This window comes from Citrobacter sp. RHB36-C18 (assembly GCF_013814485.1).
Taxonomy (GTDB): domain Bacteria; phylum Pseudomonadota; class Gammaproteobacteria; order Enterobacterales; family Enterobacteriaceae; genus Citrobacter; species Citrobacter braakii.
Window position 1 is genome coordinate 4,165,301 of the sequence record NZ_CP057125.1, and the last position, 22,828, is coordinate 4,188,128.

The 22,828-nt window shown below is 51.7% G+C and carries 18 protein-coding genes; 11 read left to right on the forward strand and 7 right to left on the reverse strand.

The window, feature by feature from the left end:
- Positions 1–64: 64 nt before the first annotated feature.
- From HVZ52_RS19805 to HVZ52_RS19815, 3 genes are read left to right on the forward strand one after another with little or no spacing between them, the layout of a single operon-like run.
- Positions 65–2,410, forward strand: coding sequence for a class I SAM-dependent DNA methyltransferase (locus tag HVZ52_RS19805; protein WP_181598617.1), 2,346 nt, complete (start codon positions 65–67; stop codon positions 2,408–2,410).
- A complete protein-coding gene (locus HVZ52_RS19810; RefSeq protein ID WP_181598618.1) occupies positions 2,410–3,132 on the forward strand; it encodes a restriction endonuclease subunit S in 723 nt (240 codons plus the stop codon). Before HVZ52_RS19805 ends, HVZ52_RS19810 begins: the two co-directional genes overlap by 1 nt.
- A complete protein-coding gene (locus HVZ52_RS19815; RefSeq protein ID WP_181598619.1) occupies positions 3,129–6,392 on the forward strand; it encodes a DEAD/DEAH box helicase family protein in 3,264 nt (1,087 codons plus the stop codon). Before HVZ52_RS19810 ends, HVZ52_RS19815 begins: the two co-directional genes overlap by 4 nt.
- A 112-nt stretch (positions 6,393–6,504) precedes the next feature.
- Here HVZ52_RS19815 and HVZ52_RS19820 read toward each other — a convergent pair whose 3' ends face one another.
- Together HVZ52_RS19820 and HVZ52_RS19825 are read right to left on the reverse strand one after the other, a co-directional pair.
- On the reverse strand, positions 6,505–8,604 hold the full coding sequence (locus HVZ52_RS19820) for a DUF262 domain-containing protein (protein WP_149382310.1): 2,100 nt from the start codon (positions 8,602–8,604) through the stop codon (positions 6,505–6,507).
- 150 nt (positions 8,605–8,754) lie between these two features.
- Positions 8,755–8,919 (reverse strand): DUF1127 domain-containing protein, encoded by a 165-nt coding sequence (locus HVZ52_RS19825; protein ID WP_064484482.1) that lies wholly within the window; start codon positions 8,917–8,919, stop codon positions 8,755–8,757.
- Positions 8,920–9,096: 177 nt separating this feature from the next.
- On the opposite strand from HVZ52_RS19825, the gene HVZ52_RS19830 reads away from it, so the two are divergent.
- On the forward strand, positions 9,097–10,509 hold the full coding sequence (locus tag HVZ52_RS19830) for a PLP-dependent aminotransferase family protein (RefSeq protein WP_181598620.1): 1,413 nt from the start codon (positions 9,097–9,099) through the stop codon (positions 10,507–10,509).
- A 51-nt stretch (positions 10,510–10,560) separates the two neighbouring features.
- Here the strand turns inward: HVZ52_RS19830 and HVZ52_RS19835 are convergent, their stop codons facing one another.
- Positions 10,561–11,052 carry an Rpn family recombination-promoting nuclease/putative transposase gene (locus HVZ52_RS19835; protein ID WP_181598621.1) on the reverse strand — a complete coding sequence of 164 codons (492 nt, stop codon included), beginning with the start codon at positions 11,050–11,052 and terminating at the stop codon, positions 10,561–10,563.
- 230 nt (positions 11,053–11,282) lie between these two features.
- Between HVZ52_RS19835 and HVZ52_RS19840 the strand changes: the two genes are divergently transcribed.
- The 3 genes from HVZ52_RS19840 to mdtM all read left to right on the forward strand — a co-directional run bounded on the left by HVZ52_RS19840 (position 11,283) and on the right by mdtM (position 14,362).
- Positions 11,283–12,098, forward strand: coding sequence for an AraC family transcriptional regulator (locus tag HVZ52_RS19840; protein ID WP_181598622.1), 816 nt, complete (start codon positions 11,283–11,285; stop codon positions 12,096–12,098).
- 48 nt (positions 12,099–12,146) lie between these two features.
- The gene (locus HVZ52_RS19845) at positions 12,147–12,797 is read left to right on the forward strand and encodes a LysE family translocator (protein ID WP_094168652.1); all 651 of its coding nucleotides are present in this window, start codon (positions 12,147–12,149) and stop codon (positions 12,795–12,797) included.
- Between the two features lie 323 nt (positions 12,798–13,120).
- Positions 13,121–14,362, forward strand: a complete 1,242-nt coding sequence (gene mdtM, locus HVZ52_RS19850; protein ID WP_019078297.1) for a multidrug efflux MFS transporter MdtM — start codon at positions 13,121–13,123, stop codon at positions 14,360–14,362.
- Positions 14,363–14,454: 92 nt separating this feature from the next.
- Here the strand turns inward: mdtM and metC are convergent, their stop codons facing one another.
- Both metC and HVZ52_RS19860 read right to left on the reverse strand, forming a co-directional pair.
- On the reverse strand, positions 14,455–15,645 hold the full coding sequence (metC, locus tag HVZ52_RS19855) for a cystathionine beta-lyase (protein WP_016155600.1): 1,191 nt from the start codon (positions 15,643–15,645) through the stop codon (positions 14,455–14,457).
- Between the two features lie 30 nt (positions 15,646–15,675).
- Positions 15,676–16,908: a dicarboxylate/amino acid:cation symporter gene (locus HVZ52_RS19860; protein WP_003019196.1), complete on the reverse strand. Its 1,233-nt coding sequence runs from the start codon at positions 16,906–16,908 to the stop codon at positions 15,676–15,678.
- Positions 16,909–17,127: 219 nt separating this feature from the next.
- Between HVZ52_RS19860 and HVZ52_RS19865 the strand changes: the two genes are divergently transcribed.
- The 4 genes from HVZ52_RS19865 to HVZ52_RS19880 all read left to right on the forward strand — a co-directional run bounded on the left by HVZ52_RS19865 (position 17,128) and on the right by HVZ52_RS19880 (position 21,286).
- Positions 17,128–18,054, forward strand: coding sequence for a LysR family transcriptional regulator (locus HVZ52_RS19865; protein ID WP_016151563.1), 927 nt, complete (start codon positions 17,128–17,130; stop codon positions 18,052–18,054).
- A gap of 75 nt (positions 18,055–18,129) precedes the next feature.
- A complete protein-coding gene (locus tag HVZ52_RS19870) occupies positions 18,130–19,410 on the forward strand; it encodes a DUF445 domain-containing protein (protein ID WP_016151562.1) in 1,281 nt (426 codons plus the stop codon).
- Positions 19,411–19,507: 97 nt separating this feature from the next.
- Positions 19,508–20,695, forward strand: coding sequence for an MFS transporter (locus HVZ52_RS19875; RefSeq protein ID WP_181598623.1), 1,188 nt, complete (start codon positions 19,508–19,510; stop codon positions 20,693–20,695).
- A 306-nt stretch (positions 20,696–21,001) separates the two neighbouring features.
- Positions 21,002–21,286, forward strand: a complete 285-nt coding sequence (locus tag HVZ52_RS19880; RefSeq protein WP_249417944.1) for a hypothetical protein — start codon at positions 21,002–21,004, stop codon at positions 21,284–21,286.
- Positions 21,287–21,347: 61 nt separating this feature from the next.
- Here HVZ52_RS19880 and HVZ52_RS19885 read toward each other — a convergent pair whose 3' ends face one another.
- Together HVZ52_RS19885 and HVZ52_RS19890 are read right to left on the reverse strand one after the other, a co-directional pair.
- Positions 21,348–22,385 (reverse strand): porin, encoded by a 1,038-nt coding sequence (locus HVZ52_RS19885; RefSeq protein ID WP_181598624.1) that lies wholly within the window; start codon positions 22,383–22,385, stop codon positions 21,348–21,350.
- 176 nt (positions 22,386–22,561) lie between these two features.
- Positions 22,562–22,771 carry a hypothetical protein gene (locus HVZ52_RS19890; RefSeq protein WP_016151558.1) on the reverse strand — a complete coding sequence of 70 codons (210 nt, stop codon included), beginning with the start codon at positions 22,769–22,771 and terminating at the stop codon, positions 22,562–22,564.
- Positions 22,772–22,828: the final 57 nt, after the last annotated feature.

Genomic DNA, 22,828 nt, shown 5'->3' on the forward strand with positions numbered 1-22,828 from the left:
GGTAAAAAGGAGACTATCTAACCATTGAAAAAAAAGCCTCACAGCAGAGGCCAGGATTGTATTTATGACATCAGGAAGTTTTTCCCAGACGGCCGCCTTTCTCTGGTCGGTAGCAGACCTGCTGCGCGGCGATTTCAAACAGTCACAATATGGCCGCATCATTCTCCCTTTCACTCTTCTGCGCCGCCTGGAGTGCGTACTCGAAAGCAGCAAACCATCCGTGCTGGCTCAGGTCGAAAAAATCCAGTCAATGAACCTGCCGGAAGAAGCACAAGAGAAAATGATCCTGCGAGCGGCGGACAATCTGACATTCTTCAACACCTCACCGATGGACCTCAGCAAAATGGGGCAAAACGGTATCAAGGCCAACCTGGAGAAATATGTTCAATCGTTCTCCACGGATGCCCGCGAGATCTTCGATCACTTCAAGTTCAGCGAGTTTGTCGGGCAACTGGAAGACGCGAATCTACTGTATAAAGTGGTACAAAAATTCGCGGCCACCGATCTGAGCCCTGAAGCGATTTCCAACCATGAAATGGGCTTTGTGTTTGAAGAGTTGATCCGTCGCTTTGCTGAAAGCTCAAATGAGACAGCGGGAGAACACTTTACCCCCCGCGATATCGTGCGCCTGACCACCTCACTGGTGTTTATGGAAGACGATGATGCGTTAACCAAAGACGGTATTATCCGCACGATTTACGACCCGACCGCCGGTACTGGCGGGTTTCTCTCATCGGGTATGGAATACTTGCACGAACTAAACCCGAATGCGGTCATGCGTGCTTTCGGACAGGAGTTAAACCCGGAGTCTTACGCCATCTGTAAAGCCGATATGCTGATAAAAGGTCAGGATGTCAGCCGCATTAAGCTCGGCAACACCCTCTCTAACGATCAGCTTCCGGCCGATCGGTTTGATTACATGCTTTCTAATCCGCCGTTCGGCGTGGACTGGAAAAAGATTGAAGGGGAGATCAACGACGAGCATCTACAGAAAGGCTTTAGCGGTCGTTTCGGCCCCGGCCTGCCGCGCGTTTCCGACGGTTCACTGCTGTTCCTGCTGCACCTGATCGGCAAAATGCGCGATGCGCAAAACGGCGGTGGACGCATCGGCATTATCCTCAACGGCTCGCCGCTGTTTACCGGCGGCGCAGGCAGCGGTGAGAGCGAGATCCGACGCTATATCCTTGAAGCCGACCTGCTGGAAGGGATTATCGCCCTGCCAACGGACATGTTCTACAACACCGGTATCGCCACCTATATATGGATTTTATCCAACAAAAAGATCGCAGAACGTAAGGGCAAGGTTCAATTGATTGACGGCAGCAACCTGTGCGACAAGATGCGCAAATCGCTGGGGTCGAAACGTCATCAAATGGGCGATGAGGATATCCGGCTGATTACCCGCACCTTCGGGGATATTGAGGCAGTTAGTGCGACCACGCTGGGCGCATTGGGTCTGGAAAAAGCACCAGAGCAAAAATCCAGCCGCGGTCGCCAGTCTGCTACCGCGAAAAGCGAAGCGCCAAAAACTTTCGCCAGCAAAATCTTCAACAACACCGATTTTGGTTACCGCCGGTTAACCATTGAGCGTCCGCTACGCCTGTCGACACAGATTACCGATGAGGCCATTGCTACTTTGCGCTTCGCGCCGAAGCCGTTTAATGCGCCGATGGAACGCCTGTACGAAGAATTTGCCTCGCAGTGGCGGGATGAGAATTATGGTGATTTCACCACACTGGCAACCGAAGCCCGCGCCATTATCAAAGCTGAGTTTGCCGAGCTGAAAGAGAAGCAAATCAAAGACCTGTTCGACAGCAAACTGTGGCAATTCCAGCGAGAGTTAATGGAAAAAGCGCGGCGTATTCAGGCAGCGGTAGGCGCTCAGGCGGGGGGAAAAGAGGTCATCAGCAACGACTTTAACCAGTTCCAGCTGACGCTGAAGGGCGCGCTCAACACTGCAGGCGTGAAGCTCGATGCCAAAGAGAGCAAGCAGCTTATCGACGCCATCACCCGCAAAAATCCGAATGCCGAACCGGTGGTGAAAAAGGTGCTGAAAGAGGCCGCTCAGCCGCTGTACGGCGCGTTTGAGTACCAAGGGAAAGTTGTTGAGTTTGAGCAGGATGGCGACCTGCGCGATAACGAGAATGTGCCGCTGAATCCGGCTATTTCCACCAGCGAGCTAATCGAGAGCTACTTCAAAGCGGAAGTCCTGCCGCACGTGGCGGATGCGTGGATCAACGCCGATAAGCGTGATGCGAAAGACGGCGATATCGGGATTATCGGTTATGAAATTCCATTTAACCGTCATTTTTATATTTATCAGCCGCCGCGCCCGCTGGAGGAGATTGATGCGGATCTGGATGCGGTCAGCGCTGAGATTATGCAACTGCTGCGGGAGGTACATTCCTGATGGCTAAATATAAGGCGTATCCGCAGTATAAGGATTCTGGGGTTGAGTGGCTACAAACGTTACCCGCTCGCTGGAGCACAGTACCACTGAAATTTCTTTGCACCTGTAATGATCAAGTTATTTCTGATTCAACAGACAAAGATTACGAGATCGAGTATGTTGACATAGGCAGTGTGTCTTCTTCTCTGGGGATAACAACTACAGAGAACATGTCGTTTTCAAAGGCTCCATCAAGGGCAAGACGCTTGGTAAAAGATGGCGATATAATTATCTCGACAGTTAGAACATACCTAGAAGCTATCGCTCCTATCATTAAACCGCCAGCTAATATGGTTGTATCCACTGGATTTGCCGTAATCAGACCATCTTCTAATCTTGATAACAGATTTGCCTCATATTGCTTACGCGCAAGTGGTTTTATAAAAGAAGTAGTATCTCGCTCAGTAGGAATAAGTTACCCCGCAATTAATTCATCAGATTTAGTTAATATCCCAATTCCTAACTGTACATTACATGAACAATTAAATATCGCGACGTTCCTTGATCACGAAACCGCAAAAATCGACAACCTGATCGAGAAACAGCAACAAATTATTCAACTCCTCCAGGAACGCCGTACCGCTCTGATCTCCGCCGCCGTCACCGGAAAAATCGACGTGCGCAACTGGGTTGCGCCGGGCGAACAAGCCAAAGCAGAATCACCCGCGGAGGCCTTTGCATGAGCAACGACATCGCCAAAGAGGTCAATCTGCAAAACGATATCATCGCGCAGATGGTGGCAAAAGGCTGGATTATCGGCAAAGGTGACGGCTACGATCGCGAACGGGCACTGTACGTACAGGACACATTACAATTCGTGCAAACCACCCAGCCGCAGGAATGGGAGAAATTCGCCCGCGTCTATCCCAACGATACCGGGCGCCATTTCCTCGACGCACTGGTTACGCAGCTTAAAAAAGCCGACAGTAACGCTACGGATATCCAGTCGCGCAGCTGGGGCACGCTGGGCGTATTACGCCACGGTCTGAAAATCCGCAACGCCCGCTTTTCCCTGTGCCAGTTTAAACCGGAACATAATCTTAACCCGGAAACCCTGGCACGTTATCGGCAGAATATCTGCCGCATCGTACCGGAGCTGGTGTATAGCCCCTATGCCTCCAACTGCGCCTTTGCGGAAACCGGTCTGAAAGCCAAAAAGTGGCGTATCGATCTGGTGCTGTTTATCAACGGCCTGCCGGTCGCCACGCTGGAGCTGAAATCCGAATTTAAACAGACGGTGCATAGCGCGATTGTGCAGTACAAAAAGACCCGTCTGGCGAAAGATCCGGCCACTAACAAACCCGAACCGCTGCTGACCTTTAAGCGCGGGGCGCTGGTCCATTTCGCGGTCAGCCAGTACGACGTCTTTATGACCACCCGGCTCGCGGGGGACAGCACCTTCTTCCTGCCCTTTAACAAAGGCACCAAAGAGGGTGGTGCGGGCAACAATATTCCCGAAGATACCACCCGCTATGCCACGGACTACCTGTGGAATGAAGTCCTGCTGCCGGATAACTTATTAAAAATCCTCGCCAGCTTCGTGCATTTGCAGATTGAAGAAAAAGAGAACTGGAACGGGCTGAAATCGAAGAAAGAGAGCCTGATTTTCCCGCGCTATCACCAGTGGGACGTGGTCAACAAGCTGCTGGAAGCCGCAACGCTGGAAGGAACCGGCTACAAATACCTGATACAGCATAGCGCCGGTTCCGGTAAATCGAATTCCATTGCCTGGACCGCCCATCAGCTTTCCCGTCTGTACGACGTGAACGGAGAAAAACAGTTCCACTCCGTGATCGTAGTGACGGACCGCACGGTACTGGACGACCAGCTTCAGGACACCATCTGGCAGTTCGAACACGCTGACGGCGTGGTCGGACGCATCAATAATAAAGAAGGCGATGGTTCTAAATCGGAAAAGCTGGCCAGCGCGCTGGAAAACTCGCAGCCGATTATTATCGTCACCATCCAGACCTTCCCGTTCGTCCTGAAAACCATCGAAAACAGCGTCAGCCTGAAACAGCGTAAATACGCGGTGATCGCCGATGAAGCGCACTCCTCACAGAGCGGTACCACCGCCCGTCAGCTAAAAGAAGTGCTGATGACCGAAGAGATGGATGACGACGTGGTGCTGTCGCCAGAAGATATTCTGGATGTCACCATCGCCGCGCGTCAGGGCAGCAGTAATCTGAACTACTACGCCTTTACCGCCACGCCGAAGGCCAAAACCCTCGAACTGTTTGGCCGCCGCCCGCATCCGGAACAACCTGCGTCAAAAACCAATAAACCCGCGGCTTTCCACGTCTACTCCATGCGCCAGGCGATCGAAGAAGGCTTTATCCTGGACGTGCTGAAAAACTATACCAACTACAAAGTGGCGTATCAGCTACTGCAAAAGCTGGAAGATAAAGACCGCGAAGTCGACAGCAATCGGGCCAAGGTCAGGCTGAGTCAGTGGGTCACGCTGCACGATTACAACATCTCGCAGAAGGTGAAGGTGATCGTCGAGCACTTTCGCAAACACGTTATGCACCTGCTTGGCGGTCAGGCGAAAGCGATGGTAGTCACCAGCTCGCGTAAAGCCGCCGTTCGCTACAAGCTAGCCTTTGATAAATACATTAGCGAGAATAATTACCCGAAAATCAGCGCGATGGTGGCATTTTCCGGGGAGGTGGAATTCCAGGAAGGCGACCAGAATAGCCTCGCGCTGTTAAATCAGAAATTTACCGAGATGAATATGAACCCTGGTCTGAAAGGCCGGGACATGCGCAAAGCCTTCGACAGCGACGATTATCAGGTCATGCTGGTTGCCAATAAGTTTCAGACCGGTTTTGACCAGCCTAAGCTGTGCGCCATGTATGTCGATAAAGCCCTCGGCGGCGTTGAGTGTGTACAGACGCTATCACGCCTGAACCGCACCTATCCGGGCAAAGCGGAGTCAGGCACCTTCGTGCTCGATTTTTATAACGAGCCGGACGAGATCCTCTGCGCGTTCCAGCCTTATTACCAGACGGCGGAACTGACCGACGTCAGCGATCCGCAGCAGGTGTTCGATTTGTTTGAAAAACTGCGTGCCACGCAGATTTTCCAGTGGAATGAAGTGGAGCAATTCTGCATAGCATTCTTCAGCAAAAATAAATCCAACGCGGCAATCAGCAATATTTGCAAACCGGCGGTCGAACGCTGGAAAAAGCGCTACGCCCTGGCAATCGATGCTTACCTGATGGCAAAAGAGATGTTTGAGCGCACCAAAAAAACAAGCGATACGGTATTAATTACCAATGCGGAAAATAGCTTTAACGCCTGCAAGCAGGAAAAAGATCGTCTGGAGATTTTCAAGAAAGATCTTGGCAGTTTTGTTCGCTTCTACGAGTTTATGTCGCAGATCGTCGAGTACGATGACAAAGATCTGGAGAAACTAAGCCTGTTTGCCCGCCATCTGCGCCCGCTGTTGCATGAGCAACATCTGGAAGAGGACGAGATTGATCTCAGTAACGTGGAGATGAGCCACTATCGCTTATCAAAGATCCACGAACAACATCTGAAACTACAAGAAGATGATGCGAAATATACACTTGATCCCAGTAACGACGTGGGTACGGCAAAACCAAAAGACAAGAAAGAGGAATTTCTGTCGCATATTTTATCGCGAATGAATGAACTGTTTATCACCGACCATCTGACGGATAAAGATATGCTCAGCAGCGCAATGACCGTGTTTAATAAAATCACTGAGAATGAAACGGTGATGAAACAAATCAGGAATAACAGTCCCGAGCAGGCAATATTAGGCGGTTTTTTCAAGGCGGTAGACGACGCGGTGATGGACAGTGACGAAGCGCGACAAGAATTTATGCTGCAGTATTTATCGAACCCGCAGTGCGCTAAGGGCTTTGCCCGCCTGATGTTTGATATGGCGACGGGGCATTTCGCGTTGCCTGCTTAAGGTTTTGATTATTGCCGGATGCTTATCCGGCCTGATTTATATTTCTTATCAATAGTGACTTATGCGAGTCGTTATCCCCGGCAGCCTCCATGCTGCCGGGGTTACGACGAGGCTATACCACCGCACTATCCATCTGTTTTTCAAATGCCTGGCGAATCAGCCCCATCACATACGGTAGCTGGGCAATATCGCTGAAACCGACCTCTACATCACCATTGCCCCAGCGACCAAGATCCGTTACGTCTTTCGCCATCCCTTTCGGATCGACCAGTTCATGGAACGGCATATTCAGCGACAGGCGCAACCGGCTTTTCTGCGGTACGACATCCACAAAATTGGTCTCCGCCTTGAAGGCGACATACAGCTTCAGGACTTCCTGTGTGATACTCGCATCCAGCTTTAAAATCTCTGGTGCCAGTTGGTCAAATAGCATCCGGCTATGTGAGCCGACCTCCAGTTGATGGAAATCCGTCAGACTGTAGTTCATCGCTTTTTTAGGCTGCTGACGATAGCCATCAAGAACATCTTCATCCAACTCAGGAGCACTCCAGACCTGAACGGCACGCTTCGCCAGCCGCTCAGCCCGAGCATCCATCGCCGCTTCATCCCACTTCTCGCACGGCCCTAATCCGGCGTTTAAATGCAAAGGGCTTTCTTTAAAGCCGCCATCAATATCGCGTTTTTCTGTAAAGACTTTATCGCTATAACGGGAGTTATAGCCGGTTAACGTCAGGTTTCCCAACGTATGTAGCCGCTCTTTATGTATCCGCTGCCAGTCGCTGCCCAGCTCTTCACGCCATTTTGCCGACAGATTTTCATTCTGCGGCATAATATGTTCAATCGTATATTCATCCACCGCCACGCGCTCTTTGCGCCCGTAATTTTCCAGGCGGCGTAGCCAGTAACTACGGCTACGGAAGTTATACAGATCGCGCTCTTTTAACTTGTGGCTAAATTCATCGTTGTCCGGGAAACGTCGATAGCTCGGCAGTTCCAGTAAATGCGCCTGAATACTTTCCAGATAGTTTTCTTTATCCAGTACTCTATAAAATGTGGCGAAGGTCTTGTTCAGCGAGTTGGTGGGAATAGCGCACACCGCGCGGCGGAAAACATACGACTCAACCAGGCGTATCGCACTCAGAAAATCATCGTGTGATAAATTGCCCTCCCGGTAATCGTGGTACAGCACCAGCAGGAACGGATAGGCAACATCAACCTTTAACTCCCGTAAATCCTGAAACGCTATAGCAAGTTGCTTATCGCTCTCTTTCCCCAGCGCCATCGCACAGAAATATTCCGCATAGCGCTGAATATCCGCTACCAGCGCATCCACACCCTCTTCGGCGATAGCCTGGCTACGCGCATGTAACTTAAATGCTTCATAAACTTCATCGGTCCTAGGAATATCCCCCGTTTTGACCGTCAGATAATGACGCATAAAGCTGTCAAAATATTCGCTATAGCCTTTCTGTCCGAAAGCAATTTCCATCGGTCGCCAGTGGTCGTCATACAGCCGCGTCTGATGTTCCGGCTCCAGCCCCATCAGGATATAATTACGCACTAAATCGGCCTGGCTGAGCGCCTTGCCCGTAGAGTTCATGCTTTCAAAAATTAGCTGCGGGTTATCCTGCCCGCGATTCAGTGCGACATCGACAATCAATAGCTTTGATAGCCCACGACACAGCGAAATCAAGTCATCGCCTAATTTGCTGATTTGTTCATCGAAGAAGTTAAAATTGGCCTCAATCCGCTGCGAACCGTTTTCAGGCAGCGGTTTTTGTTTAATCAGCGCCAGCAGGCTATCTTTATCCGTCTCCGTCAGCAACAACTTGTATCCCCGCTCTCCGGACTCGTAGGGGTTGAGCAAATAGTAATTGCGCAACTTCATGGCGGAGAAGCCATCAATCAACTCTTCATCGCCAAGATGACGGGATAACGCCTCAAGGAGTAACATCGCCGTCGTCAGGCGCTGTTGACCATCAATAACCAGTAACGGAGAAATCCCCGAAACCTGATACAGTCCCTGCTCTATATAAACAACGGAGCCAATAAAGTGGGCCGAAATATCGTCACGTTGTCCGGCACGGAGAATATCGTCCCAAAGCTGACGACATTGCTGCTCAGACCATGAATAGGTTCGTTGATAGATGGGAATAACAAATTGCTGTGAGCGTTTGAGGAAATCGAGTAATCGGGCTTCTGTAGCTTTCATCCTGATAATAATCCTTCCATGAAGCAAAAGTGCTTCAATAATACTCCCTTCGTTGGCAGAACCAGGAGCAATTTCTCCCAGTCCTTCCTCTTCCATCGCCCCACCACAAACGAGGTCGCCACAAAACCGTTCAGGAAACACCATCCGCAGCTATTCGATCTGATCGCGTCGCAACCCGACGTCCCGCAGCCGCTCATTACTCATCTGTTGCAATACGCGCCGCGTTTGCGCCCGTAACCGCCACGCCTTATATGCCCGCCAGATCAGAACAAACCCAATAAATGGCTGCTTTGCTTTATTCTCATGAAATTCCATACCTTGCCTCCCCGCCTTGTCTGAGGCTTTATCTTCACGGATTTGGCCCTAAGCAATACAGACTCACAAAGTACTTTTATTTAACATACAGATTGGTTAAAAAGGGTTCTGCATCGCTTTTTTCACGCCAATCTGTACTGGTTTTTTAATCTGTATGATACCCATGAGGGATACAGCATGACGCGTTATCAACATCTGGCCAATCTGCTGGCCGAACGCATTGAGCAGGGGTTGTATCGCCATGGCGAAAAACTGCCTTCGGTACGTAACCTGAGTCAGGAGCACGGGGTTAGTATCAGCACCGTCCAGCAGGCGTATCAGATGCTGGAACAGCGACAGCTGATCACCCCGCAGCCGCGTTCCGGTTATTTTGTCGCGCCGCAAAAAGCGCTGCCGCCCGTACCGCCGATGTCACGCCCGGTGCAGCGTCCGGTCGAGATAACGCAGTGGGATCTGGTGCTGGATATGCTAAAAGGGCATAGCGATAAATCTGTGATCCCCTTCAGCAGCGGCGCGCCAGATGTCAGTCAACCGAGCCTGAAACCGCTCTGGCGCGAGCTCAGCCGCGTAGTGCATCATAATCTGAAGGCGGTGCTGGGGTACGACAAGCTTCCCGGCAGCCAGGATCTGCGCCAGCAGATCGCCCGTCTGATGCTGGACAGCGGTTCAGTCCTCAACGCCGATGATATTGTGATAACCAACGGGAGCCAGAGCGGAATGTCGCTGGCGCTGCTGGCGGTTTGTCAGCCAGGGGACATTGTCGCCGTTGAATCCCCCACCTACTACGGCACAATGCAGCTACTGCGCGGCCTGGGGATCAAGGTGATTGAGATCCCAACCGATCCGGATACCGGGATCAGCATTGAAGCGCTGGAACTGGCGCTGGATCAGTGGCCGATCAAAGGCGTGCTGCTGGTACCCAACTGCAACAACCCTCTCGGGTTCATTATGCCGGATGCGCGTAAGCGGGCGGTGCTCGCCCTCGCCCAGCGTCACGACATCGTCATTTTTGAAGATGATGTGTATGGCGAACTGGCCACAGAGTATCCGCGCCCGCGTACGATCCACTCCTGGGACAGTGACGGCCGGGTAATACTCTGCAGTTCGTTTACCAAATCCGTAGCCCCAGGACTGCGCGTGGGTTGGGTGGTTCCCGGTCGCTATTACAACAAACTGCTACACATGAAGTACGCCGTCATTGGTACTAACGTTCCCGCTACGCAGCTGGCAGCAGCCTCCTTTGTGCGCGAAGGTCATTACCATCGGCATATCCGGCGTATGCGCCAGATTTATCAGCGTAATATGGAGATCTACACCTGCTGGGTACGGGAATATTTTCCCTGCGGGATCTGCGTCACCCGACCGAAAGGCGGCTTTATGCTGTGGGTCGAGCTGCCGCTCCAGGTCGATATGGTCTGCGTCGCTAAGCAGCTCTGTCGCCTGAAAATCCAGGTCGCACCGGGATCGCTGTTCTCCGCATCCGGAAAGTATCGCAACTGCGTACGCATCAACTGCGCGTTGCCGCCAAACGAGAAGCATCAGGAAGTGATGCAAAAGCTCGGCGAGGCGGTAAAGATGGCGATAGAGTAAACCGGACCGCCCGGTGATTTCGGCCAGACGATTATGCGATTTAACTCATATCTAATGACTTAAACCCTGAATATCTTCTGCGGAAAGCCGGGTAATTTTTTGTACCGTGCAGATATCAATACCGTCTGCCAGCATGGTGTGGGCAATACGGAGCGCCTCATCACGTCGCCCTTCTATAAGCCCTTCTTGTCGTCCTTCCTGTAACCCTTCCAGCCTGCCTTTTTGTAGCCCTGCCTCATGCAATCTGTCGGCGATCGTCATCAAGTGCTCCTTATGCTGCGGTGAACGTTCGGCAACCTCACGAATAAACTCACTGAATCGAGGTGCATCGCCAGTTCGTAAAATATAATTAAACAGCGTCTTTATCTGGCTGTCATTAGTCAGTCCGGTAAGTAGCAGGGAAACAATTTGCTCGACCAGCCCCATAAGTTCGCGCAGCGAAGCGGGAAGATGTATTTGTAGAAAATCCCGAGCTGTCTCAGGGTGGCGCAAAAACGTTTTAAAGACCGCATCATGCGGGGTGGAAGTCGGTGCTTTGTTCATGGCGATCCATCACCTGGAAATAAGATGCCGTTACTGTAGCGCTGGTAAACCACACCCTCACCTGTAACTTTCTCTCTTTGCGAGACGATTTCCGGGATAAAAACGCCCCTTTGTAACGTCTGCATTTGTCTGGAACGCATCACGCAGAATCACGACCTCAATGCACATTCCCGCTTTTTCACCGCAGGGCCTGTGCTATAACAAATCATCACTTTCATGGAGGACACGATGTGACGCATACCCGAGATATTCCACAATCGTTCTGGCGTGATGAGCAACTGCCGTGGCTGGAGCTTCGCAGCACCTGGCAAAGTCAGCAGGCCTATAAGCGCCATCACCACTCTCAGCTCTCGATTGGGGCAATTCTCGAGGGAGGAACCTGCTGCCTGTGCGATGACAAGGAATACCATCTGAAGGTGGGCGATCTCATTGTGATCCCACCACTGGCACCTCACAGCTGTAATCCCGTCAACGGGAAATTTCGCAGCTATCACATGCTTTATTTTGATGCCCGGTGGTGTCTTACCCATCTGCCTGCGCTGAACAGCAATCAACGGCTTAGCACGTGCACTCCTGTTATCCGCGATCCGCAATTATTCCAGTGCTACATGCACCTTGTGGCGCTCATGCCGCAACGGCAAACGACGCAGATAACTGATGCCGCACAAGCATTGCTGCGCTCGCTGCCATTGCAGTCGGTAACACCTGAAAACCTAAGCGTCACCAGCCAGTATCTGCGCGAGCGGTTGCAGTCCAGTCTGCTCTCCCCACCCTCGCTGGATGAGCTGGCAGATGAGTGTCACATGCGTAAAGAAACGCTGATTCGGACCTTTAAGCAGGACACCGGGCTGACGCCGGGAAATTATCTGAACATCATGAGGATTGACTATGCCCGTCAGCGGCTACGGGCCGGGGACGAGATTGTCGATGTCGGCTACCAGAGCGGGTTTGCCGACCAGAGCCATTTCCATCGCACCTTTGTTCGCTACACAGCAGCCACACCACGCCAGTACGCATTGGGACGATCAATATCAGACAATAATTAGCGTTGCGTCAGGCGTACGCTGATCTCTGTTTCATTTTCTGAGGTCGCTATGTCGCTGCTTGCTGAACTTTTTCCGTCTGCTTTTCCCGCGTTGGCGCTGGCGCATTTTGTTGCACTACTCAGCCCAGGGCCGGACTTCTTTTTACTGGTCGGTTACGCCGTACGTTACCGAATGCGCGGCAGCGCCGGGCTGTGTGTGGGGATCGCCATCGGCAACGGGCTGTATATCCTGCTGGCGATTATTGGTTGGGGGATCCTGCGCCAGCTTCCCCTGCTGTTTACGGTTATCGAACTGCTGGGCGCGCTCTATTTATTGTGGATTGGCAGCCTACTGATACGCAGCCGCCCGCAAACCCTGACCGGAGCAGACGCCCAGTCTACCTGTCCAGGATTTGGCAAACAGCTGCTGCTGGGATTAGGTTCGTCGCTGCTCAACCCAAAAAATGCGCTGTTCTATCTGGCGCTAATGACCGCCCTGCTCGGCCCGTCGGTGACGCTGCTGCAACAAACCATGAGCGGGATCTGGATGACCAGCGTGGTGTTGTTCTGGGATCTGCTGATCGTGATGTTCATCGGCTTACCGCAGATCCAGCGGCGGTTAACCCGAGGGATATTGTGGATCGAGCGTATCGCCGGCGGCGTGCTGATCGTCTTCGGCAGTGCGATCGCGCTGCGTTTTCTGCAGAGCGTCACTTTCTGATAAGCGTGACGATTTTCTGCAAATAAAGCGGATAAACTCGTTTAATTAATATCCAATCCGCATTACACTTTGGGTGGCTATTATCCATTCAACCAATTCTTCCCGAGGTGCGATGTGCTGATTGTTACCTGTAATCGTTACGTTTTCTGACTCGAGTCTGAAAACGTTTCTCCTGTTTGCGCCTCGCGCAGGCAGCGTTTTTGATTACATGAAATTCAGTACATTTGCAGTCTGCTTTTTTCTGTCATCGGTCTGACGTCTCAAAGACGGTATTGAATTTCGCTATTCCCGTTGAGGGTTTTCTCCCGAAAAGGAGCTGTTTTATGCAACGGATTCTCGCGTTTTTCTCCCAACGCACCACGACGCTATTTTTTCCTGTCGCGTTGATTTTATATGACTTCGCCGCCTATCTGTCGACGGACCTGATCCAGCCAGGCATTATCAATGTGGTGCGTGATTTCAACGCCGACGTCAGCCTGGCCCCCGCTGCGGTGAGCCTCTATCTGGCTGGCGGCATGGCGCTGCAATGGCTGCTGGGACCGCTCTCCGACCGGATTGGCCGTCGACCGGTGCTGATTGCGGGGGCGTTAATTTTTACGCTCGCCTGCGCTGCCACGCTATTGACCACCTCAATGACGCAATTTCTGGTCGCCCGATTTGTACAGGGCACCAGCATCTGCTTTATCGCTACCGTTGGCTATGTCACGGTGCAGGAAGCGTTTGGGCAAACGAAGGCCATAAAGTTAATGGCGATAATCACCTCCATTGTGCTGGTTGCGCCGGTTATCGGCCCGCTCTCCGGCGCAGCGCTGATGCACTTTGTACACTGGAAAATCCTGTTCGCCATTATCGCCGCCATGGGGCTTATCGCCCTGATAGGGCTAGCGTTAGCAATGCCGGAAACCGTTAAGCGCGGCGCGGTGCCGTTCAGTGCACGCGGCGTACTGCGTGATTTCCGCGACGTTTTCCGTAACCGGGTGTTCTTGTTTGGCGCAGCCACGCTGTCGTTAAGCTATATCCCGATGATGAGCTGGGTGGCGGTCTCGCCGGTGATCCTGATCGACGCTGGCGGTATGAGCACATCAGAGTTTGCCTGGGCGCAGGCACCGGTGTTTGGCGCGGTGATCGTCGCCAATATGGTGGTTGTTCGTTTTGTGAAGGATCCAACCCAGCCACGCTTTATCTGGCGGGCGGCACCCATTCAACTGAGCGGACTGGCGGTGCTGATTGCCGGCAATTTGCTGTGGCCGCACGTCTGGCTGTGGTCGGTGCTGGGAACCAGCCTGTATGCGTTTGGCATTGGTATGATCTTTCCGACGCTGTTCCGCTTTACGCTGTTTTCCAACAACTTACCGAAGGGTACGGTCTCGGCGTCGCTGAATATGGTCATCCTGACGGTGATGGCGGTTTCTGTCGAAATCGGACGTTGGCTGTGGTTTAACGGCGGCAGGATTTCGTTTCATCTGCTGGCGGTTGCGGCGGGTATTGCTGTCGTCTTTACCCTGGCAGGCTTACTGAAGCGGGTTCGCCAGCATGAAACAACAACGTTAGCCACTGAAAACTAACCTGCCGGATGGCACTGACGCTTATCCGGCCTATGTCGTAGTGATAGGCCGGATAGGGCGCTTGCGCCGCATCCGGCAACCATCACATTATCTTAAGCAATGCGCGCAAACCCTGCTTCCAGATCGGCAATCAGGTCGCCAATATCCTCAAGGCCAATATGCACCCTGACCAGGGTGCCGCTGAAATCTACCTCTCCGGCTGGGCGAATGCTGTTCAGCTCTTCCGGCTGATTCGCCAGAATAAGCGACTCAAATCCGCCCCACGAATAGGCCATATGGAACAGTGAGAAGTTATCGAGGAAATTCGCCATCTGCTCGTCGGTCAGTCTCTTTTTCAGCACAAACGAGAACAGGCCTGAGCTTCCGGCAAAGTCACGCTGAAAATACTCGTGCCCCGGGCATTCCGGTAATGCCGGATGATTCACCCGCGCCACTTCCGGCCTTGCCGACAGCCAGCGGGCAATATGGATGCTGCTCTCCTGATGCTGCTTAAGACGTACCGCCAGGGTGCGCAATCCACGGCTGCCGTTGTAGGCCGTATCGGCATCCAGCGTTTGCCCCATCAAATAGGAGTTCTCGCGCAGACGATCCCAACAACGAGCGTTGGACACCGCCGTGCCCAGCATGCCGTCCGAATGACCGATGGTGTACTTCGTTCCCGCCTGAATGGAAATATCCACGCCATATTCCAGCGCTTTGAACAGCACACCCGCCGCCCAGGTGTTGTCGATCATAATGACAATCTCCGGATTAACCGCGCGGATAGCTTTCACCATCCCCGGTACATCCTGGACTTCCATGGTGATCGAACTTGGCGATTCGAGGAATACAACTTTCGTTTCCGGACGTAGAAGATCAACGATACCAGCACCAATCAACGGATCGTAATACGTTGTTTCCACATTGAATTTACTCAGGATCTTATTGCAAAAATCCTGGGTTGGCTCGTAGGCCGCGCCCGTCATCAAAATATGATCGCCACCCTGGACAAACGCCAGAATCGCATTGGTCACCGCCGCAGCGCCGCACGGGTAAAGCGCGCAGCCAACGCCGCCTTCCAGTTCGCTCATTGCCTTCTGGAAGGCAAAGTGGGTGTAGGTTCCGCGACGACCGTAAAACAGCTCGCCATTTGCGCGATTGGCGGTGGCGAATTTTTTGTCTTTCACGGTATCAAACACCAGTGAAGAGGCGCGCTGGATAACCGGATTCACCGCACCCTGGGTGTAGCGTTTGTCGCGACCCGCAACAACCAATTGCGTCTCAAGCTTCATTGCGTCTTTCATAACATCTCCTGTTCTTAATCCGTGTGAAACCTATACCACCGCAGCAGTAGAGTTTATTTCAGTGTTGGTCTGCTTTTTTCCAGCGAACCGTTCAACAATCTGCGCCGCATTCAAATCATGGATAACGTTAATCAGTGTGGCAGGCGCATCGGTAATCGTGCCCAGCACTACCAACATCGGGATCGCTTCCATTGGCAGGCCCAGCGTAGTGACGATAAAGATTTCACCGAGGAATGCCCCGCCCGGTACGCCGCCGACGATAATGGCGGAGAGCACCGCAATCAGCATGGTCAGGAAGAAGGTCTCGGTGGTGAACTCCATGCCCAGCACGGAATAGATAAAGACAATTTTCAGCGCGGCAATCATCGCCACGCCACCTTTGTTCAGGTTAACCAGTAGCGGAATGGAGACATCAACGATTTCCGGGTTAATCCCCATCGCCTTACCGGCACGCAGCGTCACCGGGAGAGTCCCCAGCGAAGAGCAGGTCCCCAGCGCAGTCGCAGACGGTTCAATCGCATTACGCCAGAAGGCTTTGACCGCCGGAATACCGCCGCCAATATACGAATAGAGAATCGAGCCAAAAACAAAGTAGACCAGCGTGGCCACCATGAACAGGCCGATGGCGCGAGCAAAGGTTAACAGCAGTGCAGAGTCCTGACTGGCCATAGTGGCAGCGAAATAGCAGCCCAGGCCAATCGGTGCGACCTTCATAATGATTGAGACGATCTTCATGATCACGGTATTGGCATCTTCCAGCAGCGACGCAATGCGCTTACCGGCCTGATCCGATTGACCAATCGCCACACCAGCAATAATCGCCATCACAATCAGCGCCAAAATATTGGACTTAGAAAACAGTCCGATAAAGTCGCTGGTCGTGATCATGCTGACAAAATCCATCTTACCGCTGCCCGCCTGCACCGACTGCGAAAGATCGATAGTGACGCCCTGCGCCGGGTTATACCATAGCGCCAGCGCAACGATCCCGGCAGCCGGAATAAAGGCCATTGCGATCGAAACAATAAAGATAATCGCCATAATGCGCCCCAGCCTTTTCAGGTCGGTCATACTGGCGATCGAAGACATGACGCTGATCCCCACCAGCGGCACAATAATCATAAATAGCAGATTTAAGAATATCTGGCCGATTGGCTGGAGTTTACTTGCAAACGAGGGGGCATAAATACCTAATAAGCCGCCAATCACCAGAGCAACTAATAAAATAATCGACGATCTGTAGGGTTCGAGTCGTGACCACATAATCGGTACCTTTAGAATAATATTTAATGAGATTAAATTCACAATGTGATGAGTTTCCGTTTCGCCTCCTTTTATTTTGTGACGTAACTCACCTAAGTTGTTATTTTTTCATTTTGCCAGCAAGTTGTTTCCTGTGATTCAATAGTTGCATGTTTAAAACGCGAATGTAACGGCCTATTCGTACCGTTTTTGCAAATCACTTGTGAATAAAAGGAAACTATGAGTACGCCGATTTCACTCAAGCATCTGGAGTTTTTCATTAAAATCGTCGACTGCGGAGGATTGTCAGAAGCCGCGGCGCAGCTCAACGTCTCGCCATCTGCGGTCAGCAAAAGCCTGGCGGCCATGGAAGATACGTTAGGCACGACATTAATTAAACGTACCACCCGCAGTATTACCCTGACCGATGCCGGGCAATATCTCTTTAACCGCGCCAATAAGCTTTTGAAAGAATTCGATGAAACGCTGAATACCACCTCCGGTTATTACCACAGCCCGCAAGGTGAATTACGCATAACCTGCTCAATTGCGTTTGGTTATTCCCGGCTGGTGAACCTGGTGGATAAATATCGTTCCCAGTTCCCAGATGTGAATCTGTATATCGATCTCAACGATAACTTCGTGAATCTGAACGAAACGGATTTCGACATCGCCCTGCGAATCTCCACCGCACCACCGCAGAACTACGCAATGCGCAAGCTGGTGCCTGTCCGCTGGGCGTACTGCGCCTCACCCGGCTACCTTGCCAAAAAAGGCATGCCCCAGCGTCGTAGCGATCTGGTCAATCATGATTGCCTGGTTTACCCAGGTCTTACGCCGGTGCTGAAGGTGGCGGATGAACAGGATCGTCTGCATCAGTTAAAACTGCATATGCCTATCCAGGCCAACAGCAGTCTGGTATTGCTGAAATCAGTGTTAGAAGATCAGGGAGTGGCGTATTTGCCCACCTATCTGATTGGCGATCATATTCAAAAAGAAGAGATAACGCCGCTGATGCTCGACGGCACCATCACCTGCGAAACCCACGCCCTGTATGCGCTCTATTTTCCCAGTAAGTACAGCAATCCGAAGGTGCGATCGTTTATCGATTTTCTGGTGGCGGAACTCGGCCCCTTACCCGCCTGGGACAACTGGATCCCGGAGTAAGCTTTGCTCGCCTGAAAATGGGAGGCGCTCCACATTTTTTGCGCGATCCCCCCGTCTGGCTCTATCCTTAAGCCTATGAATAAAATTGCTGAACTCAAACGCGCCAAGCGACTGGCGCTCTCATTGCTGCTGATTGCCGCCGCTACCTTCGTCATCACGCTGTTTCTGCCGCCTAACTTCTGGGTGCTCGGGATCAAAGCGATCGCCGAAGCGGCGATGGTCGGTGCGCTGGCGGACTGGTTTGCCGTGGTGGCGCTTTTTCGTCGGGTACCAATCCCGTTTATCTCGCAACATACAGCGATTATCCCACGCAATAAGGATCGGATCGGGGAGAATCTCGGTCAGTTTGTGCAGGAAAAATTTCTCGACACCCAGTCCCTGATCGCCCTGATCCGCCGCCATGAACCGGCGTTGTTGATCGGTAACTGGTTCAGCCAACCGGAAAACGCCCAGCGAATTGGCCAGCATCTGCTGCAGATCATGAGCGGTTTTCTCGAACTCACCGACGACGCCCGCATTCAGCGGCTGATCAAGCGGGCGGTGCACAAAGCCATCGACAAGGTCGATCTCTCCGGTACCAGCGCGCTGATGCTGGAAAGCATGACCAAAAACAACCGCCATCAGGTGTTGCTCGACACATTGATCGCCCAACTTATCGCCCTGCTCCAGCGCGACAGTTCGCGGGCGTTTATCGCCCGACAGATCGTGCACTGGCTGGAGACCGAGCATCCGCTGAAAGCGAAGATCCTGCCGACTGAATGGCTGGGCGAGCACAGCGCCGAACTGGTGTCTGATGCCGTTAATTCCTTACTGGATGACATCAGCCACGATCGGGCGCATCAGATCCGCCACGCCTTCGATCGCGCCACGTTTAAGCTAATCGATAAGCTCAAACACGATCCGGAGATGGCCGTGCGGGCCGAAAGCATGAAAAACTATCTGAAGGAAGACGAAGCCTTCAACCGTTATCTTGGCGAACTGTGGGCAGACCTGCGCCAGTGGGTGAAAACCGACATTAACGCTGACGATTCGCGCGTGAAGCAGCGCATCGCCAGCGCCGGACAGTGGTTCGGCGAAACACTGGTTGCCGACAGCGCCCTGCGCGCCTCACTGAATGGGCATCTGGAGCAGGCCGCGTATAAAGTTGCGCCGGAGTTCGCCACCTTCCTGACGCGCCACATCAGCGACACGGTGAAAAGCTGGGATGCGCGCGATATGTCGCAGCAAATTGAGCTAAACATCGGCAAAGATTTACAGTTTATCCGCATCAACGGCACGCTGGTCGGCGGTTCTATTGGGCTGGTGTTATATCTGTTGTCGCAAATTCCTTCCCTGCTGACGCTGGCGAATTTTTAAGGAGAAAGTAAAACGCCCATTTTTATTTTACTTTTCATTATCATTTGCACATGTAATATAACAATTATCAAACTAACAGCGTGAAATGAGAGTCCGTATGTCCGAGGGAAGCCCCGATTCAAATCGTCATGCCATCAGCGTCGCGCTCTTTGGCATGCTGGTCTTAACGCTGGGCATGGGAATTGGACGCTTTCTGTATACGCCGATGCTCCCGGTACTGCTGTCGGAAGGTCAGTTTACGTTTGACCAGCTCTCCTGGATTGCCAGCGCCAACTACGCTGGATATCTGGCGGGAAGCCTGCTCTTCTCCTTCGGGCTCTTCCATCTTCCCTCACGTTTACGCCCGATGTTGTTAACTTCTGCGCTCGCTACCGCAGGGTTGATTCTGGCAATGGCAAGCGTTAAGCAGCCCACGCTGGTGATGCTGATCCGTTTTCTGGCAGGCGTCGCCAGTGCCGGTATGATGATTTTTGGTTCGATGATCGTCCTGCATCATACCCGGCATCCCTTCGTGATCGCCGCATTGTTCTCCGGCGTTGGCGCAGGCATTTTGCTGGGTAATGAATATGTCATCAGCGGTCTGCATTTTGCGCTGTCATCGCACACGCTCTGGCTGGGGGCAGCGGCAGCTTCCGCGCTGTTCTTTGTGCTACTCGTTATGCTCTTGCCATCTCGCGACCATGCGCTTCCCGCCGCCACACCGGCAAAAACAGAGCATCAGCCTATGTCCTGGTGGCTGCTGGCGCTACTGTATGGATTAGCCGGATTTGGCTACATCATTGTCGCTACATACCTGCCACTGATGGCGAAAAGTGCCGGGTCGCCGCTGCTGACGGCCCATCTCTGGTCGTTGGTCGGCATATCGATTATTCCGGGTTGTTTCGCCTGGCTGTGGGCTGCCCGACGCTGGGGGGTATTGCAATGCCTGACGGCGAATTTACTGATCCAAAGCGCCTGCGTGGTCATGACGCTCGCCAGCGACTCCTTGCCGCTGCTGGTGATAAGCAGCGTGGGTTTTGGCGCAACGTTTATGGGGACCACTTCGCTGGTCATGCCGCTCGCCCGTCAACTTAGCGTACCGCGCAATATTAATCTGCTGGGCCTGGTCACCCTGACTTACGGCATTGGTCAAATACTCGGGCCGCTATTAACCAGCCTGCTGGGAAGCGGCGCTCAAGCGATCGTTAATGCCACGCTATGCGGTGCCGTCGCCTTGTTTATTGCGGCACTGATTAGCCTCACACAATTATACAAACAGCGTTTCGCCTCCCCCAAAAGGGTATAATCGACAACCTTATAAACAGGTATCTTAGGATTAGTCCGCAATCAAATGTCAACATTTAATAAACCACAAATAATCGGCAATTACCCGCCAGACAATTTATAATCCCCGGCTGTTCATTTATAAACTCAATTTAAAATGCGTAAAAATGGACATATTAACTCAGCATCAACACTATCTTCGGGAAAAGTACATGTCATGGTTTAAAAAAATACTACTGGGGTTAATTATTTTGCTAGGTTTAATTGGCACGCTAAAGGATTACAAAGACTTTGGCCTGTTTGGCGCGTTAGGATTTTTTTTATATTCTTGTTAACAACAACATTTTTATGGCAATGGGCCTCTGGCAGGTTACCAGAGATAACCCAGGTTCAGGCCGTATTTATTTTACTGGCCAGCGCGGTAGCCTCAATTTTTGTTATCAATATGGCAATTGCCGGAAATTTGCATGTGGATTTAATGGAGGTCATGTACGTTACCATTACGCATAATCCACTTTTTTACCTGATTCTCTGCGTGGTCGCATGGGTAAAAGTGGGCATCTGGCAATGGCTGTTTAGCGGTGTACAGGTGAAAGAGAGTCAGCCAGTTTAAACACGGCAGAGGTAAAAAAGGCGTCTTAACTAAGACGCCTTTTGCATATCAGTACAAAAACCTAGAACTGATAGGTCAGACCCGCAACAACCTTGTTGTCGTCGTCTTTGCCGTCGAGCAGGTTAATTTTGTAACCCACATCAGCCACGATGTTTTTGTTGAAGTAGTAATCCGTGCCCAACGCAACGTATTCGGTCAGGTCATTATTGTTGTTGTCACGCGCGTGAACGTAACCCACGTTCGGACGCAGACCAAAATCAAACACATACGCAGCCATTGCTTCAAAGTGCTCAGCTTTATCCGCCTTCTGAATCAGGTTGTGGGACTCGCCGTACATGGTCGCGACGTAGATGGCATTAGCATCATATTTCAGACCCGCGCCCCAGAACTCTGCGTTTTCGCCATCCCATTTAGCGTCATTATTGCCTTTCTTTTGGGCTGCTGTGATTGAACTATTTGTGTAGGTCGCAATAGCAGACACGCCGGAATCCGCAATATTGTCATAGCCCAGGGAGAAGCCGTAGCCGTTACCGTGCTGCTTAGTCAAATTAGGTTTTGTCGGGTCTTCCGAGTTGGCATCACCTTTACCCTGGTATTGCGCACCAATGTTCAGACCATCAACGGCTCCAAAGAGATTTTTGGTGCGGAGTGTTGCAACGCCAGAAGTACGTGAAGTAAGGAAGCGGTCAGCATCTTCAAAGGAGTCGCCGCCGAACTCTGAAAGAGTGTCAGTGTAAGCTCCCACGTCGTAAGCGATACCGTAGTTACGACCGTAGTCAAAGCTAACGTCATGGCCATAATCCAGACCAGCAAACGCCAGACGTGTATTGACGCCATTCTGAGAACCTTCTGCTTTAGAGGCATCAAACTGACTTTCAAATTGGCCATAACCGGTCAGTTGATCGTTGATTTGTGTCTCACCGCGAAAACCCAGACGCGCGTATGTACCGTCGGCATCGGTGCCGCCAGTCCAGGAATGGACCGCTTTTACTTTGCCGTACAGATCCAGTTTGTTGCCATCTTTATTATAAATTTCCGCTGCATGAACGGAGGTTACCCCTAATACCATTACAGCTAATGCCACTGCTGACTTTTTCATGTTATTACTCACTTTTAATTGTGAATTTTGCTATCAACTTTGTTATGAAGGCAGAATACCCGCATAAAAAAGCCCCCTATGGAAAAGGGGAAAACCTCTAACACACCAATGAAGGTAATAATAAAGTGGCAAGACACATATCATTTTGGGTTAAATAAAACCCGAACAGAGAGTAATTACTTGGATTCTTCGTTTACGCTCTCATTAACAGAGCGGTATAACATTATTGCCTCGGCAATAATATCTTGTTTACTTTTACGGGTTTCAAATGCCAGCGTACGAACATATTCCCACAGAGAGGTATCGACACGGGCACTTAAAAGAACCATATCTTTTGAACGGGTACCCCTGGCCTTTCTAATATCGGGGTAATCTCGAGAGGGCATTATCATCTCCTGAACGCAAACACGCTTATGGCGATGAAATATGCAGTCAGTGTAAAA